Origin of the sequence: Methylorubrum podarium, from assembly GCF_040270385.1 — a bacterium.
In the GTDB taxonomy this organism is placed as follows: Bacteria; Pseudomonadota; Alphaproteobacteria; order Rhizobiales; family Beijerinckiaceae; genus Methylobacterium; species Methylobacterium podarium.
Genome location: NZ_JBELQE010000072.1, coordinates 1 through 21,007, shown reverse-complemented (window position 1 = coordinate 21,007; position 21,007 = coordinate 1). Strand labels below are relative to the sequence as shown.

Genomic DNA, 21,007 nt, shown 5'->3' with positions numbered 1-21,007 from the left:
GCTACTTGAGGTGCGCGAAGTAGACGTCGCCGGCCGCCCGCTTCAGCTCAGCCCCGGCATCGCGGCCGATCGCGTCGGCTTCCGCCGCCGCACCCTCGCGGCGGACCGCCCAGTGGCGGCTGCCATCGGGCAGGAAGAGCAGGCCGTCCAGGGTGAGGCGGTCCCCGTTCACCTGCGCGAGGGCCGCGATCGGTGTGCGACAGGAGCCGTCGAGTTCGGCAAGCAGGCCGCGCTCCGCGTCGAGCGCCGTGGTGGTGGTCGCGCAGGCGACCGGCGCCAGCAGCGCCCGGATCGCGTCGTCCCCGGCCCGGCACTCGATGCCGAGCGCGCCCTGCGCCACGGCCGGCAGCATCTCCTCCACGGAGAGCACGCTGCGCGCGACATCCGTCATCCCGAGGCGCTGGAGGCCGGCGAGCGCCAGCAACGTGGCGTCGCACTCCCCCGCTTCGAGCTTGCGCATGCGGGTGTTGGCGTTGCCGCGCAGGGGCACGATGGTGAGGTCGGGCCGGTGCATGAGCACCTGCGCGCCCCGCCGCAGCGACGAGGTGCCGACGCGGGCGCCGGCCGGCAGGTCGGCGAGGCCGTTGGCCGCGCCCGCGCTGAGGAAGGCATCGCGCGGGTCGTCGCGTTCCAGGATGCAGGCGATCACGAGCCCGTCCGGCAGCCAGGTCTCCACATCCTTCATGGAGTGGACCGCGACATCGATCGCGTCGGCGAAGAGCGCCTGTTCCAGTTCCTTGGTGAACAGCCCCTTGCCGCCGATCTCGGAGAGCGGCCGGTCGAGCACCCGGTCGGCGACGGTCGAGACGACGACGATCTCGGTCTCCAGACCCGGATTGGCCGCCACGATCCGGTCGCGGACCATGCCGGTCTGTGCGAGCGCCATGGGGCTGCCGCGGGTTCCGATTCTCAGGGGTCGCGCGAGACTCATGTTCGCGCTGTAGCCGAGACGGCGGCGTCCGTCACGCTTGGGCGCGCATCCGCACACGCAACTCATCGGGAGGTCGAGCACGACGCTTCGTCGGAAAACTTTTCGATGGGGGCTGGACAGGGCGCCCGCCCATTGCTAATTCGCCGCCACCGCACGGGACTGGTGGCCCGGCGGTCCGGCCTCTCCGAAGAGGCTTCGGGCGCATAGCTCAGTTGGTAGAGCAGCTGACTCTTAATCAGCGGGTCCTAGGTTCGAACCCTAGTGCGCCCACCAAACACTTCAAGCACGCGATTTATAGTCTGCCTGACCATCCCCCGTGATGGCTCGCGCCGAGTCCAGCTCGGCGATCCTCTCATCGATCGCCGCTCGGCAAGAAGCGTGTACGCTGGAAGCGGGGGCATGCCGTTGTGCCGACGACGCAGCGCTGAGCGTCAGGCCGTCCTGATCGATGGTCACGCGCCAGTTCCGGATAGCCCCGTCCTGGGCCGACATGGCGGCGACGCACCGGTCCATGAAATCGAGGCGGGCTGAGTCACCTCCGGACACCGTCCTCAGAGCGGCGCAGATGAGATCGGTCTCTTCGCGCGTGAGCCAGACCGTCGATGTTCCGAAGCCCTGACGTTCGGCCTCCATCATCTCCCGCGAGAGCCGGGCCGCCAACGTCTCGCGAGCCGAGCGCGGATCGGTCACGGGCGATCTTCCCTGCATCCGGTTCGCCCCCTCTCCTGCCGGCTGCCGGGATGTGTCGATGGCCGCGATCACCTGGGACGTTCGGCGCATCTCATCTCCACCGGCTTCCGGTCATCAACGCGGTCGGATCGTCCGAGATGCCGCGTCCGCGCCGATCCGGTCGATTCCGTGCGCGGGTGATCTTATCTCTCGGCGTGGTCGTCCCTGCTGCCGACCGATCGTCCATCACGATTCGGTTGCATGATGACGCGCCGAGGCGTCGGGTGGTCGGAACGTCCTAACCGGCCCACAACGAGCGCAACGCATTCGCATCGCGCGGAGCAAGGCTTCGCTCCGGCCTCGGATCCGATCGAGGGTCGCCGGGACGCGATCGATGCCGTTGCGGAGAGCCTTGCTTCGGTACAAGGCGCCGATCCGCCCCGGAGCCGGCGCGTGGCAGCTCGCCGTTCCCACGGCCGATGTGGCCAGCAATTCGAGCGGTCGGTGCCCCACGGGCCTCACGCTCATTCAATCCGACGGGACGAGCTTCCCGATCCGGCTCCGATTTTGGGACGCGCGGTCCGATCCCGATATAATGTCCAGCAATATCAGGAGACTAGTGGGCCGGCACGTTGAAGGGGCCGACCCACCAGTCGCTGGCCCGACAGTATCAGCGCAGCTGCCGCACTTCATGAAGTTGGTGCCTCCATTGTCAAGCTTCTGTTGCTTGACCTCGCCGAGTCGTGATGCCGCACCAGCCGCTTGGTGCGTCATACGGTTTCCGGTTGATTAGTTCGGTACAGCCCGCACCCCGTCATTCCGGGGCGCCGAAGGCGAACCCGGAATCCACCCGTGATGCCATGCTGAGCCGCGCGTCACGGGTGGATTCCGGGTTCCGCTGCGCGGCCCCGGGATGACGGGGGAAGCAATACCGAAGGATTCAAGCGGAAACGGTTTCACTCCGCCTTTGACGCGTTTCAACAGCCCGGCCTCTCGCGATGCCGGCACCGGCTCCCGCTCGGTCGTGATAAGGCTCGCCGTCTCGCGCGTCGGTCCACCCCTCGCGCGAGACGCTCGTTTCGGCTGTTCACATGGCGCGTGTTTCGGGCCGATTCCTCAAATCGAACGGATCGCGTGCACGGGCTGGCAAGCTCGGCGTCGTAGAACGAGGCCATGCACTTGCCTGACTCCGAATTCCGATTGATCGGTGTGGCCGCCGCCCTGGGCGGCCTGCTGGTGACGATGTTCGCGGGTCAGCCCTCGATCGCGTCGCTGAGCTGGGGATGCCTGGGGCTCGCCCTGTTCGGGGTCTCCCGGTTGATGCCGCGTCCGCGGAGCAAGGACGTGCCGAATCTCGCCCTCGACGCGCTGGCGGTGCAGGCCGCCGATACCGCCGAAGGCACGGAGCTCGATGCGCCTGTGGACCCGAAGCCGGGCGATCTCCACGCCGTGCTCCAACGCAAGGTGCGCGTCCAACGACCTTCGAGCCCGATGATCGTCTCATCCGTCCTGCCGCCGTCCCGCGCCTCGCGATCGCCCTCGACGCCCTGACCGCGCCGGCGCGCCGCTCCTCCGGGGGATGAAGGCGTCGTCTCCGTCGGGTCGATCGGTCGGATCGCATCTCCGCGCCTTGCCTTCCCCTCTCTTTCCCACTGCGCCTTGGCCCTCAGGCATTCTCGGCCGCTCCGCTCGAAGCCATGTCCCGGTTCGGGTCGCGGCCGAGGCGCAGGACCGCCAATCCCGCGAGGATCAGGACGACGGCGACCGCAGCCAATCCGGCATCGAAGCGTCCGGTGGCGTCGCGGACCCAGCCCATGAGGGCGGGCCCGGCAAAGCCGCCGAGACTGCCGAGCGCATTGATCAGCGCGATGCCGCCCGCGGCCGCCGTTCCGGAGAGCAGCCGGGTCGGCAGGGTCCAGAAGGTCGGCAATGCCGCGAACACGCCCAGCGCCGCCGCGCTCAGTGCGATGATGGTGAGGAGCGGCGTGCCGACCTGGCTCGCGGCGATGAGGGCGAGGCCCGCGGCGACCGTCGGAAGGGCGACGTGGCGGACCCGCTCGCCCTTGCGGTCGGACCGCCGCGTCCAGGCGAACATCCCCGCTGCCGAGACGATGTACGGGATGGCGGTGACGAACCCCGTCGCCGTCGTCGTGAAGCCGAAGCCGCTCACGATCTGCGGCAGCCACAGGCCGACTGCGTAGAGCCCGGTGCTGAGCCCGAAATAGACGAGCCCGAGCCCGAGCACCCGCGGATCCCGCAGCGCACTGCCGAGATGCGCCGTACGGTCTGGCCGTGAACGGTGATCCTCCGCCATCCGCGCGACGAGGCGCGCCCGTTCCTCGACGGTCAGCCAGTCGGCGCGTTCGGGCCGGTCGGTGAGCACGAACAGCGTCGCCAGGCCGAGAACGAGGCTCGGCGCGGCTTCGAGGAGGTAGAGCCACTGCCACCCGGCCAGCCCGAGCCAGCCGTTGGTCCCGCTCATCACGAGGGTCGAGAGCGGCGCGCCGATGGCAGCCGAGAGCGGCACCGCCATCATGAAGGTGCCGACGATGCCCGCGCGCTGCGCGGCGGGAAACCAGTAGGTCAGGTAGAGGATGATGCCGGGGAAGAAGCCGGCCTCGGCGAGGCCGAGGAGGACGCGGACGAGGTAGAACGACCATTCGCCGACCACGAAGGCGGTCGAGGCGGAGATCAGCGACCACGTCACCATGATCCGCGCGATCCAGATCCGCGCCCCGACCCGTTCCAGGATGAGGTTGCTCGGAACCTCGAAGGCGACGTAGCCGAGGAAGAACAGACCCGCCCCGAAGCCGTAGGCCGTGGCCGACAGGCCGATATCGCGATTCATGGTGAGGGCGGCGAAGCCGACATTCACCCGATCGAGATAGGCGAAGAAGTAGCACAGCATCAGGAAGGGCAGCAGGCGTCGCGCCACCTTGCCCGTGAGCGCATCCGCCATTCCGTCGTCCCGCCCTTTGCTGAGCTTTCCGGCCCTTCGAGCGCGGTCCTCCAGGGTTCGGACGCCCCGCGCGCGGCTCTCGTAACGAACTTGCCGGTAGCCGGATAGGAGGTGCCTCCGCTCGAGCGGCACCGGGCCGATCATCGCCGGCCGGACGGGATCCGTCGTGACGCCCGATACCATCCAGCGCACGGACAACGTGAAGGGAAGCTCGCGCTGTTCCGGTCTGCGGCGCGGCCGGTCGTTCGGAACCGGCACCGTCCGGCCCGGCTTCTCCTGTGACGGGGCCTGCTCCCCTATGGCCCCCGGACATCGTCACAGGAGGACGCCATGGGTCTGTTCACGAAGGACATCAAGTCGCTGGACGACCTCTTCGTGCACACGTTGCAGGACATCTATTACGCCGAGAACCAGATCACCAAGGCGCTGCCGACGATGATCGGGAAGGCGACGAACGCCCAGTTGCGCCAGGGTTTCGAGACGCACCTGCGGGAGACCGAAGGGCAGATCAAGCGCCTGGAGCAGGTGTTCGAGATGCACGGCCACAAGCCGAAGGCGGTCAATTGTCCGGCGATCGACGGCATCATCAAGGAGGCCAACGAGACCGCCGGCGAGGTCGCCGACAAGGAGGTGCTCGACGCGGCCCTGCTCGCGGCGGCGCAGGCCGTGGAGCATTACGAGATCGCCCGCTACGGCACCCTGGTCGCCTGGGCCAAGAGGCTCGGCCGGGACGATTGCGCCGCCGTGCTCCAGCAGACGCTCGACGAGGAGAAGGCGACCGACCAGAAGCTCACGGCGCTGGCCGAGAGCCGGGTGAACCAGAAGGCGGCCTGATCATGGTCGGGCGGGAGTGTCCCGATTCCGACGATCGCCCCAAGCTTCCCGCGCGAGGCCCGGTCCCGGATCTCGAGCGCCCCCGATCCGATCCACAGCCCGGCCCGCACTCCCCGCCTCTGCCGAGCGAGGATGAGCCGCGGCCCTCGAAGAGGGTTGGGAGCGGCTGAGCCGTGACCGCTCGCGCTGCCGGTCGGCCGGCATCCGTCCGAAGGACCGATGTCGGCCGACCGAGAAGCGTAGAGCCGGTTTGACCGGCCTATCCGATCGAATCCCTCATCCTGAGGCTCCGCTTCGCTCCGCACCTCAGGATGAGGGTCAGGACCGAAACAATCGCGACTTCGATGCAACTCGGTGTCGAAGACATCGGTCAAAGCCTCTCTGAGACCCTTCCGTCCCGGCCGATCCCCGCGCGCGACCGCGCCCTCGTTCACCATCCCGCAGGCGAACCTCGACGCTCCATCCCTCGGCCTCGCGAACCGCACGCTCTTCCGACAGCCAAGGTGAGCCGGATAGAAGGGCGGCCTCGCGGATCGCTTCGCCCGGGCCGCGGGGCCGAGGCGTGGACCTTGCGCCCGTCCCCGCCGTTCCCTCTGTTCTGTTTCGAGTCTCCTCGCACCGGTTCCGCCGATGACCGCTCTCTTTCCCTTCGACAACAGCTACGCACGCCTGCCCGGCCGCTTCTTCGCGCGGATCGCGCCGACGCCGGTGGAGGCGCCGAGACTGGTGCGGCTGAACCGAACGCTCGCCAGCGATCTCGGCCTCGATCCCGCGCGGCTCGAAAGTCCCGAGGGTCTCGAGATCCTGGCCGGGCGACGCGTACCGGAGGGGGCCGAGCCGATCGCGACCGCCTATGCCGGGCACCAGTTCGGACAGTTCGTGCCGCAACTCGGCGACGGGCGCGCCATCCTGCTCGGCGAGGTCGTCGGTCGCGACGGCCGCCGCGACATCCAGCTCAAGGGAGCGGGGCCGACCCCGTTTTCCCGCCGCGGCGACGGGCGCGCCGCCCTCGGGCCGGTGCTGCGGGAATACCTCGTCAGCGAGGCCATGCACGCCCTCGGCATTCCGACGACCCGTGCGCTCGCCGCGGTCACCACCGGAGAGCAAGTGATCCGCGAGACGGTGCTGCCCGGCGCCGTCCTGACCCGGGTCGCGTCGAGCCACATCCGGGTCGGCTCGTTCCAGTTCTTCGCCGCCCGCGGCGACGTCGAGGGCCTGCGTGCGCTCGCGGACCACGCGATCGCGCGCCACGATCCGGCGGCGGCCGACGCCGAGAACCCCTACCGTGCCCTGCTCGAAGGCGTGATCCGGCGTCAGGCCGAGCTGGTGGCCCGCTGGCTCTCCGTCGGTTTCATCCACGGCGTGATGAACACCGACAACATGTCGATCGCCGGTGAGACCATCGATTACGGTCCCTGCGCCTTCCTCGACACCTACGATCCGGCCACCGCCTTCAGCTCCATCGACCGGCACGGGCGCTACGCCTACGGCAACCAGCCGCGGATCGCCCTGTGGAACCTCACCCGGCTCGCGGAAGCCCTGCTGCCGCTCCTGTCGGACGACGAGACGAGGGCCGTCGCCGAGGCCGAGGCCGCCTTGTCCGGCTTCGCCGCGATCTTCGAGGCGGCCTATCACGGAGGCCTGAACCGCAAGCTCGGGCTCGCCACGACCCGCGACGGCGATGCCTCCCTCGCCGGGGATCTCCTGAAGGCCATGGCCGAGAACGAGGCCGACTTCACCCTCACCTTCCGGCGGCTCGGCGATGCCGTGCCGGAACCGGGGAGCGGTTGCGAGCCGGCGGCGGTGGAGGCGGTGCGGAGCCTGTTCATCGACCCGACCGCCTACGACCGCTGGGCCGAGCGCTGGCACAACCGGCTCGCCGAGGAGCCCGGAACGGCCGCTGAGCGGAAGCGGATGATGCGGACGGCCAATCCGGCCTTCATCCCGCGCAATCATCGCGTGGAGGCGATGATCGAGGCTGCGGTCGAACGGCAGGATTACGCGCCGTTCGAAACGTTGCTGACGGTTCTGTCGCGCCCCTACGACGATCAGCCGGACTTCGCGCACTACGCCGAAGCCCCGGAGGGCGGGGGACGCGGCTATCGCACGTTCTGCGGAACCTGAGAAAGAATTCTTTCCTTGCACTATCTCGTCAGTCGCAAGACGTCAGGAATATAAATTCCACATCACATGTCGGCGATGCGTCGTCGGCCGATTTCTCTGAAGTCAATCCTTCGGTAAGGACGCGCCCTTAACCCAATCCCTGATCTATCTTCTTCTGCGATGTGCTCGGGGATTTTATCATGGCGAACACCGTTCGCTCGCGCCAGACGGTTCGATTGTCGCTTGCTGCCCGTGTTGCCCTGCTCGGCAGCCTCTTCGTCCTGGTCGCGACGCTGGCCGTCGGCAGCTATCTGCTGCTTGAGGCAAGGACGGTGATGCACGCCCGCGCCGCCGACGCTCTGGACAGCAGCATGCGCCTGCTCCGGGCCGGCATGGATCGCGACATCTCCGGGCAAAGCGCGGATCCCAGCACCGCCGTCGATCGCGTCGAGAGCGTCACCGGGGGCACCGCGACCGTCTTCACGGGCGAGGTCCGGACTGCCACCACCGTGCGCAAGGCCGACGGCAGCCGCGCCGTCGGCACCCGGCTCGCGCCCGGTCCCGTCCATGATACGGTGCTGGGCAGCGGGAAGATCTATCGCGGCGAGGCGGACATCCTCGGCACGCCCTACCTGACGCTCTACGAGCCGATCCTCGGCGCCGACGGGCACGTCACCGGCATCCTCTATGTCGGCCTGAAGCGGGCCGAGGTCTTGGCCGGGCTCGACCGGATGACCCGTCAGGCCATGCTGGTGGGCGGCGGGATGCTCGTCGCGGCGATGGCCCTGCTGTGGCTCGCCATCCGCCGGACGCTGCGTCCCCTCGACGGCCTCGGGCACACGATGACGCGGCTGGCCGAGGGCGATGTCGCGGCCGAGGTGCCGGGTCTCGGCCGTCGGGACGAGATCGGCGGCATGGCCGCCGCGGTGCAGGTCTTCAAGGAGAGCCTGATCCGCACCCGTAAACTCGAACGGGAGAGCGCCCTGGCCCGCGCCGCCTCCGAGGACGAGCGCAAGCGGGCGCTGGGCGCCATCGCCGAAGGGTTCGAACAGGCCGTCGGCGGCATCGTCGGCATGGTCGCCTCCTCTGCCACGGAGCTGCAGGTCACCGCCGACACCATGGCGGCGACCGCGCGGCAGACGGCGAGCCGCTCGGGTCACGTCGCCGGAGCGGCCGAGGAAGCCGCGTCGAATGTCGGGACCGTGGCGGCGGCGGCGGAGCAGCTCGGCGCCTCGGTGCAGGAGATCGGCCGTCAGGTCGCCAACTCGTCGGACCTCGCCGCCAGCGCCGTCTCGGAGGCCGATCGCACCGCGATCCTGGTCCACGAACTCGATGCCGTCGTGAGCCGGATCGGCGACGTGGTGGGCCTGATCGCGACCATCGCCGGCCAGACCAACCTGCTGGCGCTCAACGCCACCATCGAGGCCGCCCGCGCCGGCGAGGCCGGTCGCGGCTTCGCGGTCGTCGCGGCGGAGGTGAAGGAGCTCGCCAACCAGACCGCGCGGGCGACGGAAGAGATTTCGAGCCAGATCGGTCGCGTCCAGGGGGCGACCGGGCAGGCCGTCACGGCCATCGGCGGCATCACCACCCGCATCCGCGAGATCAGCGACGTCGCCAACGGCATTGCGGCGGCGGTCGAGGAGCAGGGTGCGGCGACGCAGGAGATCGTGCGCAACGTCGCCCAGGCCGCGACCGGAACCGGCGCCGTCACGTCGAACATCGCCGGCGTGGCGCGGGCCTCCGAGGAGACGGGCGCGGCGGCGGCCCAGGTGCTCGCCTCGGCCTCGGAGCTGTCGCGGCAATCGGAGCATCTCAGCGCCGAGGTGGCCCGTTTCCTGGGTACCGTGCGGGCGGCCTGAAGGAGAAGGGCGGCGGAGCCGCGAAATGTTTTGCGCTTCGCCGCCTCGAATACGAGAACCGCGGATTGACGAGAGGGTGCGTATCGCTTAATCCGCGCCACTCACTTGCTGACAGGCCCTTGCCAGAAGTCGGCGAGGAAGCGGCGAACGGATCGACGATGCGCACGGTTCTTATCGTAGTGGAAGCGCCACGGACGGGGCGGGCTTGATCTAAGCCTGACAGGCCCGGTCGGTGGCGCATGCAGGGTCCCCTAGGGGCCCTTTTTTATTGCGCGAAATCCAACGGGCCGGCATGCGGATCGGAACACGAAGAACGGATTGATGGAGGAGTCGATGAGCGGCGAGGTCATGACCGGGGCCCAGATGGTCATCCGGGCGTTCCAGGATCAGGGCGTGGACACCCTGTTCGGCTATCCGGGCGGTGCCGTGCTTCCGATCTACGACGCGCTCTTCGACGAGACCACGATCAACCACGTGCTGGTGCGCCACGAGCAGGGCGCGGTCCACGCGGCCGAGGGCTATGCCCGCTCCTCCGGCAAGGTCGGCGTCGTCCTCGTCACCTCCGGTCCGGGTGCGACCAACATCATCACCGGCCTGACCGACGCGATGCTGGATTCGATCCCGCTCGTCGCCGTCACCGGCCAGGTCCCGACGCACCTGATCGGCTCGGACGCCTTCCAGGAATGTGACACCGTCGGCATCACCCGGCACTGCACGAAGCACAACTACCTCGTCAAATCGATCGAGGACCTGCCGCGCATCCTGCACGAGGCGTTCTACGTCGCGAGCCATGGGCGCCCCGGCCCGGTCGTCATCGACCTGCCGAAGGACGTGCAGTTCGCCACCGGCGTCTACGAGCGCCCGAGCCATAGCGGCCACAAGACCTACAACCCGCCGGTCAAGGGCGACTCGGAGAAGATCCGGGCCGCGGTCGAGCTGATGGCCGGCGCGCGCCGTCCGGTCTTCTACACCGGCGGCGGCGTCATCAATTCGGGGCCGGAAGCCTCGCGACTGCTGCGCGAGCTGGTCGCCGAGACGGGCTTCCCGGTCACCTCGACCCTGATGGGGCTCGGCGCCTTCCCGGCCTCCGACGACAAGTTCCTCGGGATGCTCGGCATGCACGGCACCTACGAGGCCAACCTCGCGATGCACGATTGCGACGTGATGATCTGCATCGGCGCGCGCTTCGACGACCGCATCACCGGCCGTCTCGACGCCTTCGCGCCGTATTCCAAGAAGATCCACGTCGATGTCGACGCCTCGTCGATCAACAAAGTCGTCAAGGTCGATGTCGGCATCCTCGGCGATTGCGCCTCGGTGCTGGAGGAGATGCTCGCCCAGTGGCGCGCCCTGCCGAGGCAGCCGGACAAGGCGCGGATGGAGGACTGGTTCAACAAGATCAGCCGCTGGAAGTCGCGCGACTGCCTCGCCTACTGGCCCTCGGGCACGATCATCAAGCCGCAATACGCGGTCCAGCGCCTCTACGAGGCGTGCAAGGACCGCAAGACCTTCATCACCACGGAGGTCGGCCAGCACCAGATGTGGGCGGCGCAGTACTTCAAGTTCGATGAGCCGAACCGCTGGATGACCAGCGGTGGCCTCGGCACCATGGGCTACGGCCTGCCGGCGGCCATCGGCACGCAGCTCGCCAACCCGGACGGCCTCGTCATCGACATCGCGGGCGAAGCCTCGATCCTGATGAACATGCAGGAGATGTCGACGGCGGTGCAGTACCGGCTGCCGGTCAAGATCTTCATCCTGAACAACGAGTACATGGGCATGGTGCGCCAGTGGCAGGAGCTGCTGCACGGCTCGCGCTACTCGCAGAGCTACTCGGAGAGCCTGCCGGACTTCGTGAAGCTCGCCGAGGCCTACGGTGCCAAGGGCATCCGCTGCGAGAAGCCCAGCGAGCTCGACGCGGCGATCCAGGACATGCTGGCCTATGACGGGCCGGTGATCTTCGACTGCGTCGTCGACAAGACCGAGAACTGCTTCCCGATGATCCCGTCGGGCAAGGCGCACAACGAGATGCTGCTCTCCGACTATCTCGGCGAGACCGGGGTCGAGCTCGGCGACGTCATCTCGGCCGAGGGCAAGATGCTGGTCTGACCGGACCGGCATCCCGTCTCGCGGCACGGAGCCATGGACCGGACGCTTCGATCGGCGGGGTCGGGCCTTCCCTCAGCGGAAGGCCCGGCGCCAGCGCCGCGGGAGCCGCAGGGCGAGTCGCTGCGGCCAGCGCGGTCGCGGCAGCGCGTCGTGGCGGCGCGGATCGAGGCGCGGCACCGTCGCGGCGCGTTCCGCCGCCGTCCGGTCGGTGCGCTTGCGCAGGAGCACGAAGAACTCGCTCTCCCATGGGCAGGTCGGCTCCAGCGCCGCGCACTCGAACGGCAGCAGGTCGAGGCCGATCAGCTCCGCGAGGATGTCGGCGAAGCTGCAGGGCGTGAACACCGCGCAATGCACATCGACCGACGCGCCGGTCTCGGCGATGCCGGCGGCGATGGACAGGGCCTCCGTCGGACCGCCGCTGATCGGTCTCAACAGCACGGGTCTGCCCTTCCAGACCGCACTCGCCTCGACCGGGCTCGCCCGGGCGAAATGCTCGTAGACGACGGCGACCGGCGGTTTGCGCAGGCCGGCGAGATGGGCGGCGACCAGCGCGCCGGCCGTCGTCGGCCTCCGGAAATGGTCGAAGGTGAAGCGCTTGTCGGGCACGATGAGGCAGAACACGCCGCCCTCCCGCAGGGCGTCGCCGGCCTCGCGCAGCCAGCCGATGGCGTTCGGGACGTGTTCGACGACGTGCGAGGCCACGATGTAATCGACCGGCCCGCGCGGACCGAGCGCGTCCGCCAGACCGCCCTCCCCCAGCACGACGTCGACGGGAACGATGCCGTCGGTGCCGACGGGGCCGAGAGTGGGATGGCCGTCGTACTGGCGGCGCAGCGCGTCCGTCGGCAGATGGTCGGCGTAGAGCACGTCGCCCTCGTCCTTGCGGATGAGGGGGTTCGTGAGGGGGCCGATCTCGACGCCGGTTCGGCCCTGCGGCAGGACGAAATTCAAGACACGCTGGCGCCGATCCATGGCGCGGCCGGTATCACGCCACCGGCAGGTGGGTCCAGCACCGGGGTGCGGACCGCAGGTGGCGCAAGCGCGATCGAGCAAAGATCCAGTTGAGGGACGCCAGACCATGAACGCGATGAACACCCACTACCCCGAGCCGACGCGGATCGAGTCCGTCAACCGCCACACCCTGGCGGTCATCGTCGACAACGAGCCCGGCGCGCTCGCCCGCATCGCCGGCCTGTTCTCCGGCCGCGGCTACAACATCGAGAGCCTGACCGTCTCGGAGACGGAAGAGGCGCGCCACCTCTCGCGCATCACCATCGTCACCACCGGCACCAACGCCGTCATCGATCAGATCAAGGCGCAGCTCGACCGCCTCGTGCCGGTCCACCGCGTCGTCGACCTGACGCTGCAGGGGCAGGCGCTGGAGCGGGAGCTGTGCCTCGTGAAGGTGGCCGGCACCGGCGAGCACCGGAGCGAGGCCCTGCGCCTCGCCGCCGCCTTCGGCGCCCGCACCCTCGACGCCACGCTGAACTCCTTCGTGTTCGAGCTCACCGGCTCGACCGAGGAGATCGACCGCTTCATCCGCCTGCTCTCGGTGATCGGCCTCGTGGAGATCTCCCGCACGGGCATCGCCGCCATGGGCCGCGGCGCGGAGCCGCTGTAACGGGCCTTTCGGGCCGGATCGCGCTATACTGGGCCGACTTCGGGAGAAGGATGTCTCCGATGGAAGCCAAGGTGGTGCGCTGGGGCGACGATCTCGCCGTGAGACTGTCGGCCGACGAGGTCCGGCAGCTCGGCGTGCGCGAGGGCGAGGTGGTGGAAGTCCGTCCGGCGCTCGCGTCGCCGGCCGTCGCAACCGGCGCTCGGGAGGAGGCGATCGTCCCCTCCCCGCGCGCGCACTCCGCCACCGGAATCCCGGTCTACACACTGGAAGAGATGATCGCCGAAGCCCGACGCCTCGGCCCCGACTTCGAGCCCCCGAGCGTCGATTGGGGGCCGGATCGCGGTTCCGAGGTGATCGATGACGACGATCCCCGGTGACGCCATCCACCGCGCCGGCGAACTTCTTCTCGTTGATCTCGATCCGACCCGCGGTACGGAACAGCGGGGGCGTCGGCCGGCCCTGGTCGTCTCCACCGATCATACGGCCGTGATGACACGGCGGGTCATCGTTTGCCCGGTCACGCGGAATGTCCAGCCCTGGCCGACAAAGGTGCTGCTGCCGCCCGGTTTGCCCGTGCAAGGCGCTGTCCTCGTCGATCAGATCCGTTCGCTCGATCGCGACGCGCGCATCTTGCGGACCCTCGGCTACGTTCCTGATGAAACACTTGCCGAAGTTCGGGGCAGGCTCGCACCGCTGCTCGGCATCTCTCTGACGCGAGTTTCCTCGTCATGACCGCCCGCACCCTCTACTACGCCTCCGGGGCCTGCTCGCTCGCCTCCCACATCGTGCTGGAGGAGATCGGCGCGCCCTACGAGACCGTCCGCCTCGACCTCGCCAAGGGCGATCAGCGCGCACCGGAATACCTCGCGGTCAACGAGCGCGGGCGCGTCCCGGCGCTCTACGAGGACGGCTGGGTCCTCACCGAGAGCGCGGCGATCCTGCGCCACCTCGCCCGCTCGCATCCGGAGGCCGGATTGCTGCCGCAGGACCTGCGCGGGCAGGCGGTCGCCGACGAGTGGATGGCGTGGCTCTCGACCGGGCATCAGGTCGCCTACGCCCATGTCCGCCGGCCGGAGCGCTACAGCGCCGACGAGGCCGCCTTCCCGGAGATCCGGGCCAAGGGCGCCGACACCTTCGGCGATCTCTGCACCATGACCGAGGTGCGTCTCTCGAACGGCGGCTGGGCGCTGGGCGAGGGCTACAGCGTCGTCGATCCCTACCTGATGGTGTACTGGATCTGGGCCCGCGGTCCGGTCATCGGCTTCGACATGCCGGCCCGCTTCCCGGCCTGGACCGCGCATGCCCGTCGCATGGCCGAGCGCCCGGCAGTTCGGGCGGTGTTCGCCCGCGAGGGGCTGAAGCTCCCGGCCTGAGGCGCCCCCACCGCTTCGATCCGCCGGTGAGGTCCCGAGGGCGATCACCCGGCAATGGCTCGAAAATCGCTTGGTCGGAACGACCGGAGCGAACGTGCCGCGCGGCATCGGACGAAGGTGAGCGTTTCGCCGGCGGCAGGGAACGGGCCGGGCGCCATCCGGTTCTGACGCTCAGGTTCGAACACCGGGGACGAGACGAGGACGGCCGGCGACGATGTGCGGTATCTGCGGAGAAATCAATTTCGGCGGCGCGGCCGATCCGAACGCCGTGCGGGCGATGATGGAGGTTCTGCGCCCCCGCGGACCCGATGCCGGCGGCCTTCACGGCCAGGGCGGCGTCGTGTTCGGCCATTGTCGCCTCAAGATCATCGACCTGTCGGAGGCCGGCCAGCAGCCGATGATCGATGCCGAACTCGGCCTCTCGATCGTCTTCAACGGCTGCATCTACAACTACAAGGATCTGCGCGAGGAGCTGACGGCCAAGGGCTACCGCTTCTTCTCGACCAGCGACACGGAGGTCGTGCTCAAGGCGTTCCATGCCTGGGGTCGGGACTGCGTGAAGCGCTTCCTCGGCATGTTCGTGTTCGCGGTCCACGAGCGCGATTCCGGCCGCGTCACGCTCGCCCGCGACCGGCTCGGCATCAAGCCGCTCTACTACGCGGAATCCGGCCGTCGCTTCCGCTTCGCCTCCTCGCTGCCGGCCCTGCTCGCCGCGGGGGAGGTCGATACGACGATCGATAAGGTGGCGCTGCACCACTACATGAGCTGGCACGCGGGCGTGCCGGCGCCGCTGACGATCCTCAGGGGCGTGCGCAAGGTCCACCCGGCCACGACCCTGACCTTCGAGCCCGACGGCTCGCGCCGGGAAGAGACCTACTGGACGCTGACCGTGGGCCCGCGCGCGGAAGACCGCCACATGAGCGAGGCGGATTGGCGCGCGGCGGTGCTCGACTCCCTCGGCACGGCGGTCGCCCGCCGCCAGATCGCCGACGTGCCGACCGGCGTCCTGCTCTCGGGCGGTCTCGATTCGTCGGTGATCGTGGCGCTGCTCGCCCAAAACGGCCAGAGCGGGCTGAAGACCTTCTCCGTCGGCTTCGACGCGGTGAACGGCGTCGAGGGCGACGAGTTCAAGTACTCCGACATCATCGCCGAGCGCTTCGCGACCGACCACGCCAAGCTCGTGGTGGACGGCTCGCGCACGCTGGAAGCTCTGCCGACGGCGATCCACGCCATGGCCGAGCCGCAGATGAGTCACGACGCCGTGGCCTTCCTGCTGCTGTCGCAGGAGGTCGCCCGGCACGTGAAGGTGATCCAGAGCGGTCAGGGCGCCGACGAGGTGTTCGGCGGCTATCACTGGTATCCGAAGCTGATGGGCTCGACCGATCCGACGGGCGATTACGCCCGCGCCTATTTCGACCGCGACCACGCGGAGATGCGCGAGGCCCTGACCCCCGACTTCGTCGACGAGGATTACAGCCGCGACTTCATCGCCCGCTTCTTCGCCGAGTCGCGGAGCGCGAGCGCCATCGACAAAACCCTCGACCTCGACCAGCGGATCATGCTGGTCGACGACCCGGTCAAGCGGGTCGACAACATGACCATGGCCTGCGGGCTCGAGGCGCGGGTGCCCTTCCTCGATCACGAGCTGGTCGAGCTGGCCGCCCGGATCCCCGCCGAGCTGAAGGTGCGCGACGGCGGCAAGTTCATCCTCAAGGAGGCCGCCCGCGCTGTCGTGCCAGCGGAGGTGATCGACCGGCCGAAGGGCTATTTCCCGGTTCCGGCCCTGAAGCACATCCGCGGGCCGTTCATGGACTTCGTGCGCGACGTGCTGGATCGTCCGGCCGCCCGAGAGCGGGGGATCTTCAACCGCGCTTACGTCGATCGCCTGCTCGCCGATCCCGACGGGACGCTGACGCCGAAGGGCAATTCCAAGCTCTGGCAGGTCGCCCTGCTCGAAGCGTGGCTGCAATCGCACGGCATCTGATCGTCCGCTCCCGCGTTGCACGCATGACCCGTCGCGCCGGAAGCCCCCCGGCGCCGGGCTGCGCTCAAGGTGACGCGGATTCTCCACGATCATCCCCGATGCGCGATGCGCTGGAACGCTGCGGGAGAGTCGAAACGATGTGTCGCTGGATCGCCTATCGAGGCCGCACGATCCCGCTGGAGCATTACGTGACCGAGCCGGCGCATTCGCTGGTGTCGCAGAGCATCAAGGCGCTCGAATCGACCGCGAGCACCAACGGCGACGGGTTCGGCCTCGGCTGGTACGGCGACCATCCCGAGCCCGGCCGCTTCCGCGAGGTACAGCCGGCCTGGTCCGACGAGAACCTGCGCTACATCTGTCGCCACCTCCACTCGCACCTGTTCTTCGCCCATGTGCGCGCGGCGACCGGCACGCCGATCACCCGGCCGAACTGCCATCCCTTCGCCTGCGGCCCGTGGCTGTTCATGCATAACGGCTATGTCGGCGACTGGGCGCGGCTGCGCCGGCCGCTTGAGGCGCTGATCCCCGACGAGCTCTACCCGTCGCGCAACGGCACCACCGATTCCGAGGCCCTGTTCCTCGCCATCCTCGGCCAGGGCCTGATGGCCTCGGAGGTGAAGCGCGATCCGATCACCGCCACGGCCCTGGCGCTCGCCAAGGTGACGGAGCTGGTCGGCGGCATCGAGGGCGGCCACCCGTTCCGCTTCACCGCGGCGCTCGCGGACGGGCGCGACCTCTACGCCTTCCGCTACGCGGCAAACGACGCGGCCAACAGCATGTATTACCGGCAGTCGCCGGACGGCGTCGTCGTGGTCTCCGAGCCGCTGGACAAGGAGCACGCGACCTGGACGCCGGTGCCGGACAACAGCGTCGTCATCGCCCGCAAGGACGCGTTGGTCGAAGTCGTCTCGCTGAAAGAGTTCGGCCTCGCCCGGACCTCGCGCCTGCCGCAGCTGCAATTGCAGATGAGCGCGTGACGCGGGACGGTGCCGGACACGGCACCGTTCGGAGGCGGGCGTCTACGCCATCCAGGTCGAGCCGCCGACCGCCGAGAGCGTCATGCCGTCGGAGCCGACATCGGCGGCGCTATAGCCGAGGATCTGCGCGAGCTGCTCGCGGGCGCGCCAGACACGGCTCTTCACCGTGCCGATGCGGCAGTTCATCACGGTCGCCGCTTCCTCGTAGCTGAGGTTCTCGATCGCCACGAGGATCAGCGCCTGCCGCATCGGCAGGGGCAGTTTGGCGAGCGCCGTCTGCGCATCCATCAGATCGACATGGCCCGACTGTTCGGGGGCAGCGGCCAAGCGCTCGGCGTAATCGCCATCGCTGTCGGCGACCTCGCGGACCTCCTTGCGGTGGCGCGAGTAGAAGGCATTGCGCATGATCGTGAACAGCCACGCGCCGAGATTGGTGCCGACGGTGAAGCGCGAGCGGCTGCGCCACGCCCGAAGGAACGTGTCCTGCACGAGGTCGTCGGCGGCCGACGGGTTCTTCGTCAGCGACATGGCGAAGTTGTAGAGGCGCGGCGTCATCTCGATGATGGCGGCTCGGAACGTCTCCTCGTCCTTGCCCTCCTGGGCGACGAGCACGCTCTCCAACCGGGCCAGCAGAGCGTCGAAGCGACCGGCTTCGGCGCTCGGGTTGCCCGGCATTCCCGCATAGGCTTCGGCGAGGAGGGCTCCAAGGCGTTGTTGGACGTCGGGGGGGAGCGTCGGCACCTCACCGTCGAGAGGCAGGGCGATGGCGTCGAAGGCAGTCTTTGGCATCAGGTCCTGTGGCAGGTCACGGACTCAAACGGGGCTTGCGCCCCGGCGCCGGATTAGTCCCGCGATTTGCATGCTCCCGCGCCAACATAGATTATCAGTGCTCAAAAGAGCCGGGCGCTGTGCATAGGCATGTGAAGGGTTCAAAAATCCCTTCGTGCGCATCGTATGTGCCGCATCGAAACCAGCCTCGCCTACGTTATTTTCAGTCGCAACGAACGAAAGTTCGAGAAAGAAGTTTTCTCGACGCGTTTTTTTGTCCTCATTGCCTCGAGGAACCTACGCCCTAATGGCTTGGCCACTTCGTGTCGTCCTGATCTCCGCGATTGCGGGAGGGGCCGTTCTTGCCGCCGGATCCTTGGTCCGCTTCAGTCACGCACCGATGCCCGATGATGGCGAATTGCTGAACCCGGAACGCTATCCGCTGCGGACCGCCTACGACGTTCTCGGCCGCCGCGTCGGGCAGGAAGTGGCGCAGCGGCTGAACGCCACACCCGAGGGACGTGCAGCCCTCTCCGCCGCGAACGGCGCCGTCGCGATCAATGACGCGCTGGTGAGGCGCGGCCGGGAGGCCTTCTATCGCGAGACCTTCGGCAACGAGGTCTTCCTCTCCGACGTGATGGGAATGCTCGACGGCGGCCTGACGCCCTACGAGGTCGCCCGCGCCATCCTCCTGCTCGGGGGCGGCGGCACCACGAACCTCAAGGTCCGCATGGCCCGCGACGTGACCGTGGGCGACCGGGTCTGGAAGACGGGTGAGCTGGTCCCGACCGGCCTCGACGTCGCGCGCGGCTCGGCCTTCATCCTCGGCATCCGCACCTTCTACGACCGCGGACGCCTGCGCATGGGGATCACCTGCGCGCTCTGTCACGCGGCGGTCGATCCGGCCTCCGGCAAGGTGGTGGAGGGTGCGCCCAACACCGACCTCAATGCCGGCCTGCTCATGGCGCTCGCGAGCAATACGACAGCCTACTTCATGCATGGCAGCGCCGACCCATCCGCCCATCCCGGCGATCCGGCACGCGGCGTCACGGTCGAGGGGGGATCGAAGGTGCCCCTCCCCGACCGGGCCGGGTTCGAGGCCGCGGCCAAGGCCGAGGTCGCGAGCTGGCCCGCCGGCAGCTTCGATTCATCGGCCGATCGCGAGACCAACCCGACCTCGATCCCCTCGAGCTTCTCGGCCTACGGCGAGCCCTACAGTTGGAGCGGACGCGCCGGGATCGGGCCGTTCAAGGGACTGTCGGCGCTCAACAACAACGTCCACGCCGCCAACTCCGACACGACGCAGCAGACGCAGGCCGCGATGACCCTGTTCGGGCTCGATCCGGAGGTCTATCTCGGCACGGTCCTGCAGGGCGCGGCGGCACCGGCCCTGCGCTACGACCCGGATTCCGGTCGGCGCCCGACCGAGCTGCTGAGGGCCGCCGACCCGACGCCGGGCGCGCCGGGCCTCAACAGCTACGCGGTGCTGCCGAGCTTTCCTGCCACCAACTACATGACCGACAACGGCCTTCTGGCCTCGGTTCCTGGGGAGGCGGCCAATTACGCCAACAACGCGATGTCGGCCTTCCAGAATCTCCTGCGCGCACCGCAGGCATCGGCCGGGGGCGACGACGAGCGGGTGAGGCGGGGCCGCGCGGTGTTCGAGCGAGTCGGCTGCGCCGGCTGTCATTCCGGACCGGCGCTCAGCAACCACCGGGTCGTTCCCGTGGAGGAGATCGGCACGCAGCCGAGCCGTGCGCGTTCGACGGTGCGGATGGAGGCGCGCTTGGCTCCGCCGGCGATCTTCGCGACCGACACGCCCTTCCCGCTCCCGCCCGATCCGAAGCTCGTGCCGATCCCCCTCGCCGGGGAAGAACTCAAGCAGGTGCAGCTCGCCTGGGGGCATGCCGGAACCAAGGGCGGTTACAAGGTGCAGAACCTCGTCGGTCTCGCCTGGAGCGCGCCCTATCTCCACGATTCCGGCGTCGCCGTCGGTCCCAACGCGGAGAGGCAACTCGGCGTCTCCGGAACGCTCGACGCGGGCATCCTGCCCGATCCGGCCAACAGCTTGAGAGCCCTGGTCGACCGCGGCCTGCGCGCGAACGTCGTGGCCGCGAACGCGGCCTCGCAGAAAGCGCGGATGGCCCGCGTCACGGGCGAGGGCCATGCCTATTGGGCGGATACGGAGGCCGGGATCTCCGCCGAAGAGCAGACGGCCCTCGTCGCCTACCTGATGTCGATCAACCAGTTGACCGAGCCGGTTCCGGTCCCGTGATCACCCGTCCGGCCGGATCTCCTGCGACGCATCGTCTTCCGCTTCCGAGGTGACGGGAAGCGGTCGGCATGGGTTAATCTCGGGACGGCCGGCCTCGGCGGCCCGAACCGCACGCGCGAGAGTCCGAACCATGAGAGCCTTGGACTTGCTCCCGCTCCTGGCCTTCCTGGCGCCCCTGCCGCCGATCCGCCCGGAGCCGCCCTCGCCCCCGCGGATGCCGGAATGGTTTCCCGCCTTCATCATGGGCATGACCGTGTTCATCATGGTCGCGCCGATGATCGCGATCTGGGGCTTCCACCGGTCCGAACGGTCGTTCCGATCGACCTGCGAGGCGGCGGGCGGACAGGTCGTGCGCGCCTCGCTCGCCGACGAGGCGGTGCGCTGCCGCCGGTTCTAGTCAGTCGCACCGGCCGAGTCGCACGGTGTCCGGTTGATCGCTTCGGCCGCTGTCGCCCCTCTCCTCCCCCTTGTGGGGAGGAGGCAGGAGGTGGGGGTGGTTCAGGATGAGGCGGTGCGGTGCCGTCTGCACCACCCCCACCCCGAAC

Annotated in this window: 18 protein-coding genes and 1 tRNA gene; 14 read left to right on the top strand and 5 right to left on the bottom strand. The window is 68.8% G+C overall.

All coding sequences use genetic code 11. The annotated features are described in order from the left end of the window. Position 1: 1 nt before the first annotated feature. Entirely contained in the window at positions 2-931 is a 930-nt protein-coding gene (gene hemC / locus ABS772_RS12350) for a hydroxymethylbilane synthase (RefSeq protein WP_350394895.1), read from the bottom strand. Positions 932-1,128: 197 nt separating this feature from the next. Here hemC and ABS772_RS12345 point away from each other — a divergent pair. Continuing rightward, positions 1,129-1,204, top strand: a tRNA-Lys gene (locus ABS772_RS12345). A 6-nt stretch (positions 1,205-1,210) separates the two neighbouring features. On the opposite strand, the gene ABS772_RS12340 is transcribed toward ABS772_RS12345, so the two are convergent. Next, entirely contained in the window at positions 1,211-1,621 is a 411-nt protein-coding gene (locus ABS772_RS12340) for a hypothetical protein (RefSeq protein ID WP_350394893.1), read from the bottom strand. 1,152 nt (positions 1,622-2,773) lie between these two features. On the opposite strand from ABS772_RS12340, the gene ABS772_RS12335 reads away from it, so the two are divergent. Continuing rightward, a complete protein-coding gene (locus ABS772_RS12335; RefSeq protein WP_407942986.1) occupies positions 2,774-3,151 on the top strand; it encodes a hypothetical protein in 378 nt (125 codons plus the stop codon). Positions 3,152-3,266: 115 nt separating this feature from the next. On the opposite strand, the gene ABS772_RS12330 is transcribed toward ABS772_RS12335, so the two are convergent. Continuing rightward, positions 3,267-4,559, bottom strand: a complete 1,293-nt coding sequence (locus tag ABS772_RS12330; protein WP_350394888.1) for an MFS transporter — start codon at positions 4,557-4,559, stop codon at positions 3,267-3,269. Between the two features lie 330 nt (positions 4,560-4,889). Between ABS772_RS12330 and ABS772_RS12325 the strand changes: the two genes are divergently transcribed. The 4 genes from ABS772_RS12325 (at position 4,890) to ABS772_RS12310 (ending at position 11,464) form a co-directional block, all read left to right on the top strand. After that, the gene (locus tag ABS772_RS12325; protein ID WP_238254710.1) at positions 4,890-5,393 is read left to right on the top strand and encodes a YciE/YciF ferroxidase family protein; all 504 of its coding nucleotides are present in this window, start codon (positions 4,890-4,892) and stop codon (positions 5,391-5,393) included. 630 nt (positions 5,394-6,023) lie between these two features. Then, on the top strand, positions 6,024-7,517 hold the full coding sequence (locus ABS772_RS12320) for a protein adenylyltransferase SelO (RefSeq protein ID WP_350394886.1): 1,494 nt from the start codon (positions 6,024-6,026) through the stop codon (positions 7,515-7,517). Between the two features lie 179 nt (positions 7,518-7,696). Continuing rightward, on the top strand, positions 7,697-9,355 hold the full coding sequence (locus tag ABS772_RS12315) for a methyl-accepting chemotaxis protein (RefSeq protein WP_350394884.1): 1,659 nt from the start codon (positions 7,697-7,699) through the stop codon (positions 9,353-9,355). 333 nt (positions 9,356-9,688) lie between these two features. Continuing rightward, positions 9,689-11,464, top strand: a complete 1,776-nt coding sequence (locus ABS772_RS12310; protein WP_350394883.1) for an acetolactate synthase 3 large subunit — start codon at positions 9,689-9,691, stop codon at positions 11,462-11,464. A 72-nt stretch (positions 11,465-11,536) separates the two neighbouring features. On the opposite strand, the gene ABS772_RS12305 is transcribed toward ABS772_RS12310, so the two are convergent. Continuing rightward, a complete protein-coding gene (locus ABS772_RS12305) occupies positions 11,537-12,415 on the bottom strand; it encodes a methyltransferase domain-containing protein (protein ID WP_350394881.1) in 879 nt (292 codons plus the stop codon). A gap of 127 nt (positions 12,416-12,542) precedes the next feature. Between ABS772_RS12305 and ilvN the strand changes: the two genes are divergently transcribed. From ilvN to ABS772_RS12275, 6 genes are all read left to right on the top strand, one after another. After that, positions 12,543-13,085 carry an acetolactate synthase small subunit gene (gene ilvN / locus ABS772_RS12300; RefSeq protein WP_238254705.1) on the top strand — a complete coding sequence of 181 codons (543 nt, stop codon included), beginning with the start codon at positions 12,543-12,545 and terminating at the stop codon, positions 13,083-13,085. A gap of 59 nt (positions 13,086-13,144) precedes the next feature. Continuing rightward, positions 13,145-13,462: an AbrB/MazE/SpoVT family DNA-binding domain-containing protein gene (locus ABS772_RS12295; protein WP_350394880.1), complete on the top strand. Its 318-nt coding sequence runs from the start codon at positions 13,145-13,147 to the stop codon at positions 13,460-13,462. Continuing rightward, entirely contained in the window at positions 13,443-13,817 is a 375-nt protein-coding gene (locus tag ABS772_RS12290; RefSeq protein ID WP_350394879.1) for a type II toxin-antitoxin system PemK/MazF family toxin, read from the top strand. The genes ABS772_RS12295 and ABS772_RS12290 overlap by 20 nt, the downstream gene beginning before the upstream one ends. Next, a complete protein-coding gene (locus ABS772_RS12285; RefSeq protein ID WP_238257951.1) occupies positions 13,814-14,458 on the top strand; it encodes a glutathione S-transferase family protein in 645 nt (214 codons plus the stop codon). Before ABS772_RS12290 ends, ABS772_RS12285 begins: the two co-directional genes overlap by 4 nt. 214 nt (positions 14,459-14,672) lie before the next feature. Continuing rightward, complete coding sequence (locus tag ABS772_RS12280) at positions 14,673-16,442, top strand: N-acetylglutaminylglutamine amidotransferase (protein WP_350394877.1); 1,770 nt, start codon at positions 14,673-14,675, stop codon at positions 16,440-16,442. Positions 16,443-16,579: 137 nt separating this feature from the next. Further along, positions 16,580-17,419, top strand: coding sequence for a class II glutamine amidotransferase (locus ABS772_RS12275; RefSeq protein WP_350394876.1), 840 nt, complete (start codon positions 16,580-16,582; stop codon positions 17,417-17,419). A 42-nt stretch (positions 17,420-17,461) separates the two neighbouring features. Here ABS772_RS12275 and ABS772_RS12270 read toward each other — a convergent pair whose 3' ends face one another. Further along, complete coding sequence (locus ABS772_RS12270) at positions 17,462-18,208, bottom strand: sigma-70 family RNA polymerase sigma factor (RefSeq protein WP_238257956.1); 747 nt, start codon at positions 18,206-18,208, stop codon at positions 17,462-17,464. Between the two features lie 286 nt (positions 18,209-18,494). Here ABS772_RS12270 and ABS772_RS12265 point away from each other — a divergent pair, with 286 nt between their 5' ends. Together ABS772_RS12265 and ABS772_RS12260 are read left to right on the top strand one after the other, a co-directional pair. Beyond that, positions 18,495-20,462: a cytochrome C oxidase Cbb3 gene (locus tag ABS772_RS12265; protein ID WP_350394874.1), complete on the top strand. Its 1,968-nt coding sequence runs from the start codon at positions 18,495-18,497 to the stop codon at positions 20,460-20,462. A gap of 130 nt (positions 20,463-20,592) precedes the next feature. Next, the gene (locus ABS772_RS12260) at positions 20,593-20,859 is read left to right on the top strand and encodes a hypothetical protein (RefSeq protein ID WP_350394873.1); all 267 of its coding nucleotides are present in this window, start codon (positions 20,593-20,595) and stop codon (positions 20,857-20,859) included. Positions 20,860-21,007 lie beyond the last annotated feature (148 nt).

Bases quoted from the DNA above. Each gene is read 5' to 3' on its own strand.
- ABS772_RS12310 (WP_350394883.1), top strand. From the start codon at position 9,689: ATGAGCGGCGAGGTCATGACCGGGGCCCAGATGGTCATCCGGGCGTTC.
- ilvN (WP_238254705.1), top strand. From the start codon at position 12,543: ATGAACGCGATGAACACCCACTACCCCGAGCCGACGCGGATCGAGTCC.
- ABS772_RS12315 (WP_350394884.1), top strand. From the start codon at position 7,697: ATGGCGAACACCGTTCGCTCGCGCCAGACGGTTCGATTGTCGCTTGCT.
- ABS772_RS12275 (WP_350394876.1), top strand. From the start codon at position 16,580: ATGTGTCGCTGGATCGCCTATCGAGGCCGCACGATCCCGCTGGAGCAT.
- ABS772_RS12290 (WP_350394879.1), top strand. From the start codon at position 13,443: ATGACGACGATCCCCGGTGACGCCATCCACCGCGCCGGCGAACTTCTT.
- ABS772_RS12295 (WP_350394880.1), top strand. From the start codon at position 13,145: ATGGAAGCCAAGGTGGTGCGCTGGGGCGACGATCTCGCCGTGAGACTG.
- ABS772_RS12335 (WP_407942986.1), top strand. From the start codon at position 2,774: ATGCACTTGCCTGACTCCGAATTCCGATTGATCGGTGTGGCCGCCGCC.
- ABS772_RS12320 (WP_350394886.1), top strand. From the start codon at position 6,024: ATGACCGCTCTCTTTCCCTTCGACAACAGCTACGCACGCCTGCCCGGC.
- ABS772_RS12285 (WP_238257951.1), top strand. From the start codon at position 13,814: ATGACCGCCCGCACCCTCTACTACGCCTCCGGGGCCTGCTCGCTCGCC.
- hemC (WP_350394895.1), bottom strand. From the start codon at position 931: ATGAGTCTCGCGCGACCCCTGAGAATCGGAACCCGCGGCAGCCCCATG.
- ABS772_RS12260 (WP_350394873.1), top strand. From the start codon at position 20,593: ATGAGAGCCTTGGACTTGCTCCCGCTCCTGGCCTTCCTGGCGCCCCTG.
- ABS772_RS12270 (WP_238257956.1), bottom strand. From the start codon at position 18,208: ATGCCAAAGACTGCCTTCGACGCCATCGCCCTGCCTCTCGACGGTGAG.
- ABS772_RS12325 (WP_238254710.1), top strand. From the start codon at position 4,890: ATGGGTCTGTTCACGAAGGACATCAAGTCGCTGGACGACCTCTTCGTG.
- ABS772_RS12280 (WP_350394877.1), top strand. From the start codon at position 14,673: ATGTGCGGTATCTGCGGAGAAATCAATTTCGGCGGCGCGGCCGATCCG.
- ABS772_RS12265 (WP_350394874.1), top strand. From the start codon at position 18,495: ATGGCTTGGCCACTTCGTGTCGTCCTGATCTCCGCGATTGCGGGAGGG.
- ABS772_RS12330 (WP_350394888.1), bottom strand. From the start codon at position 4,559: ATGGCGGATGCGCTCACGGGCAAGGTGGCGCGACGCCTGCTGCCCTTC.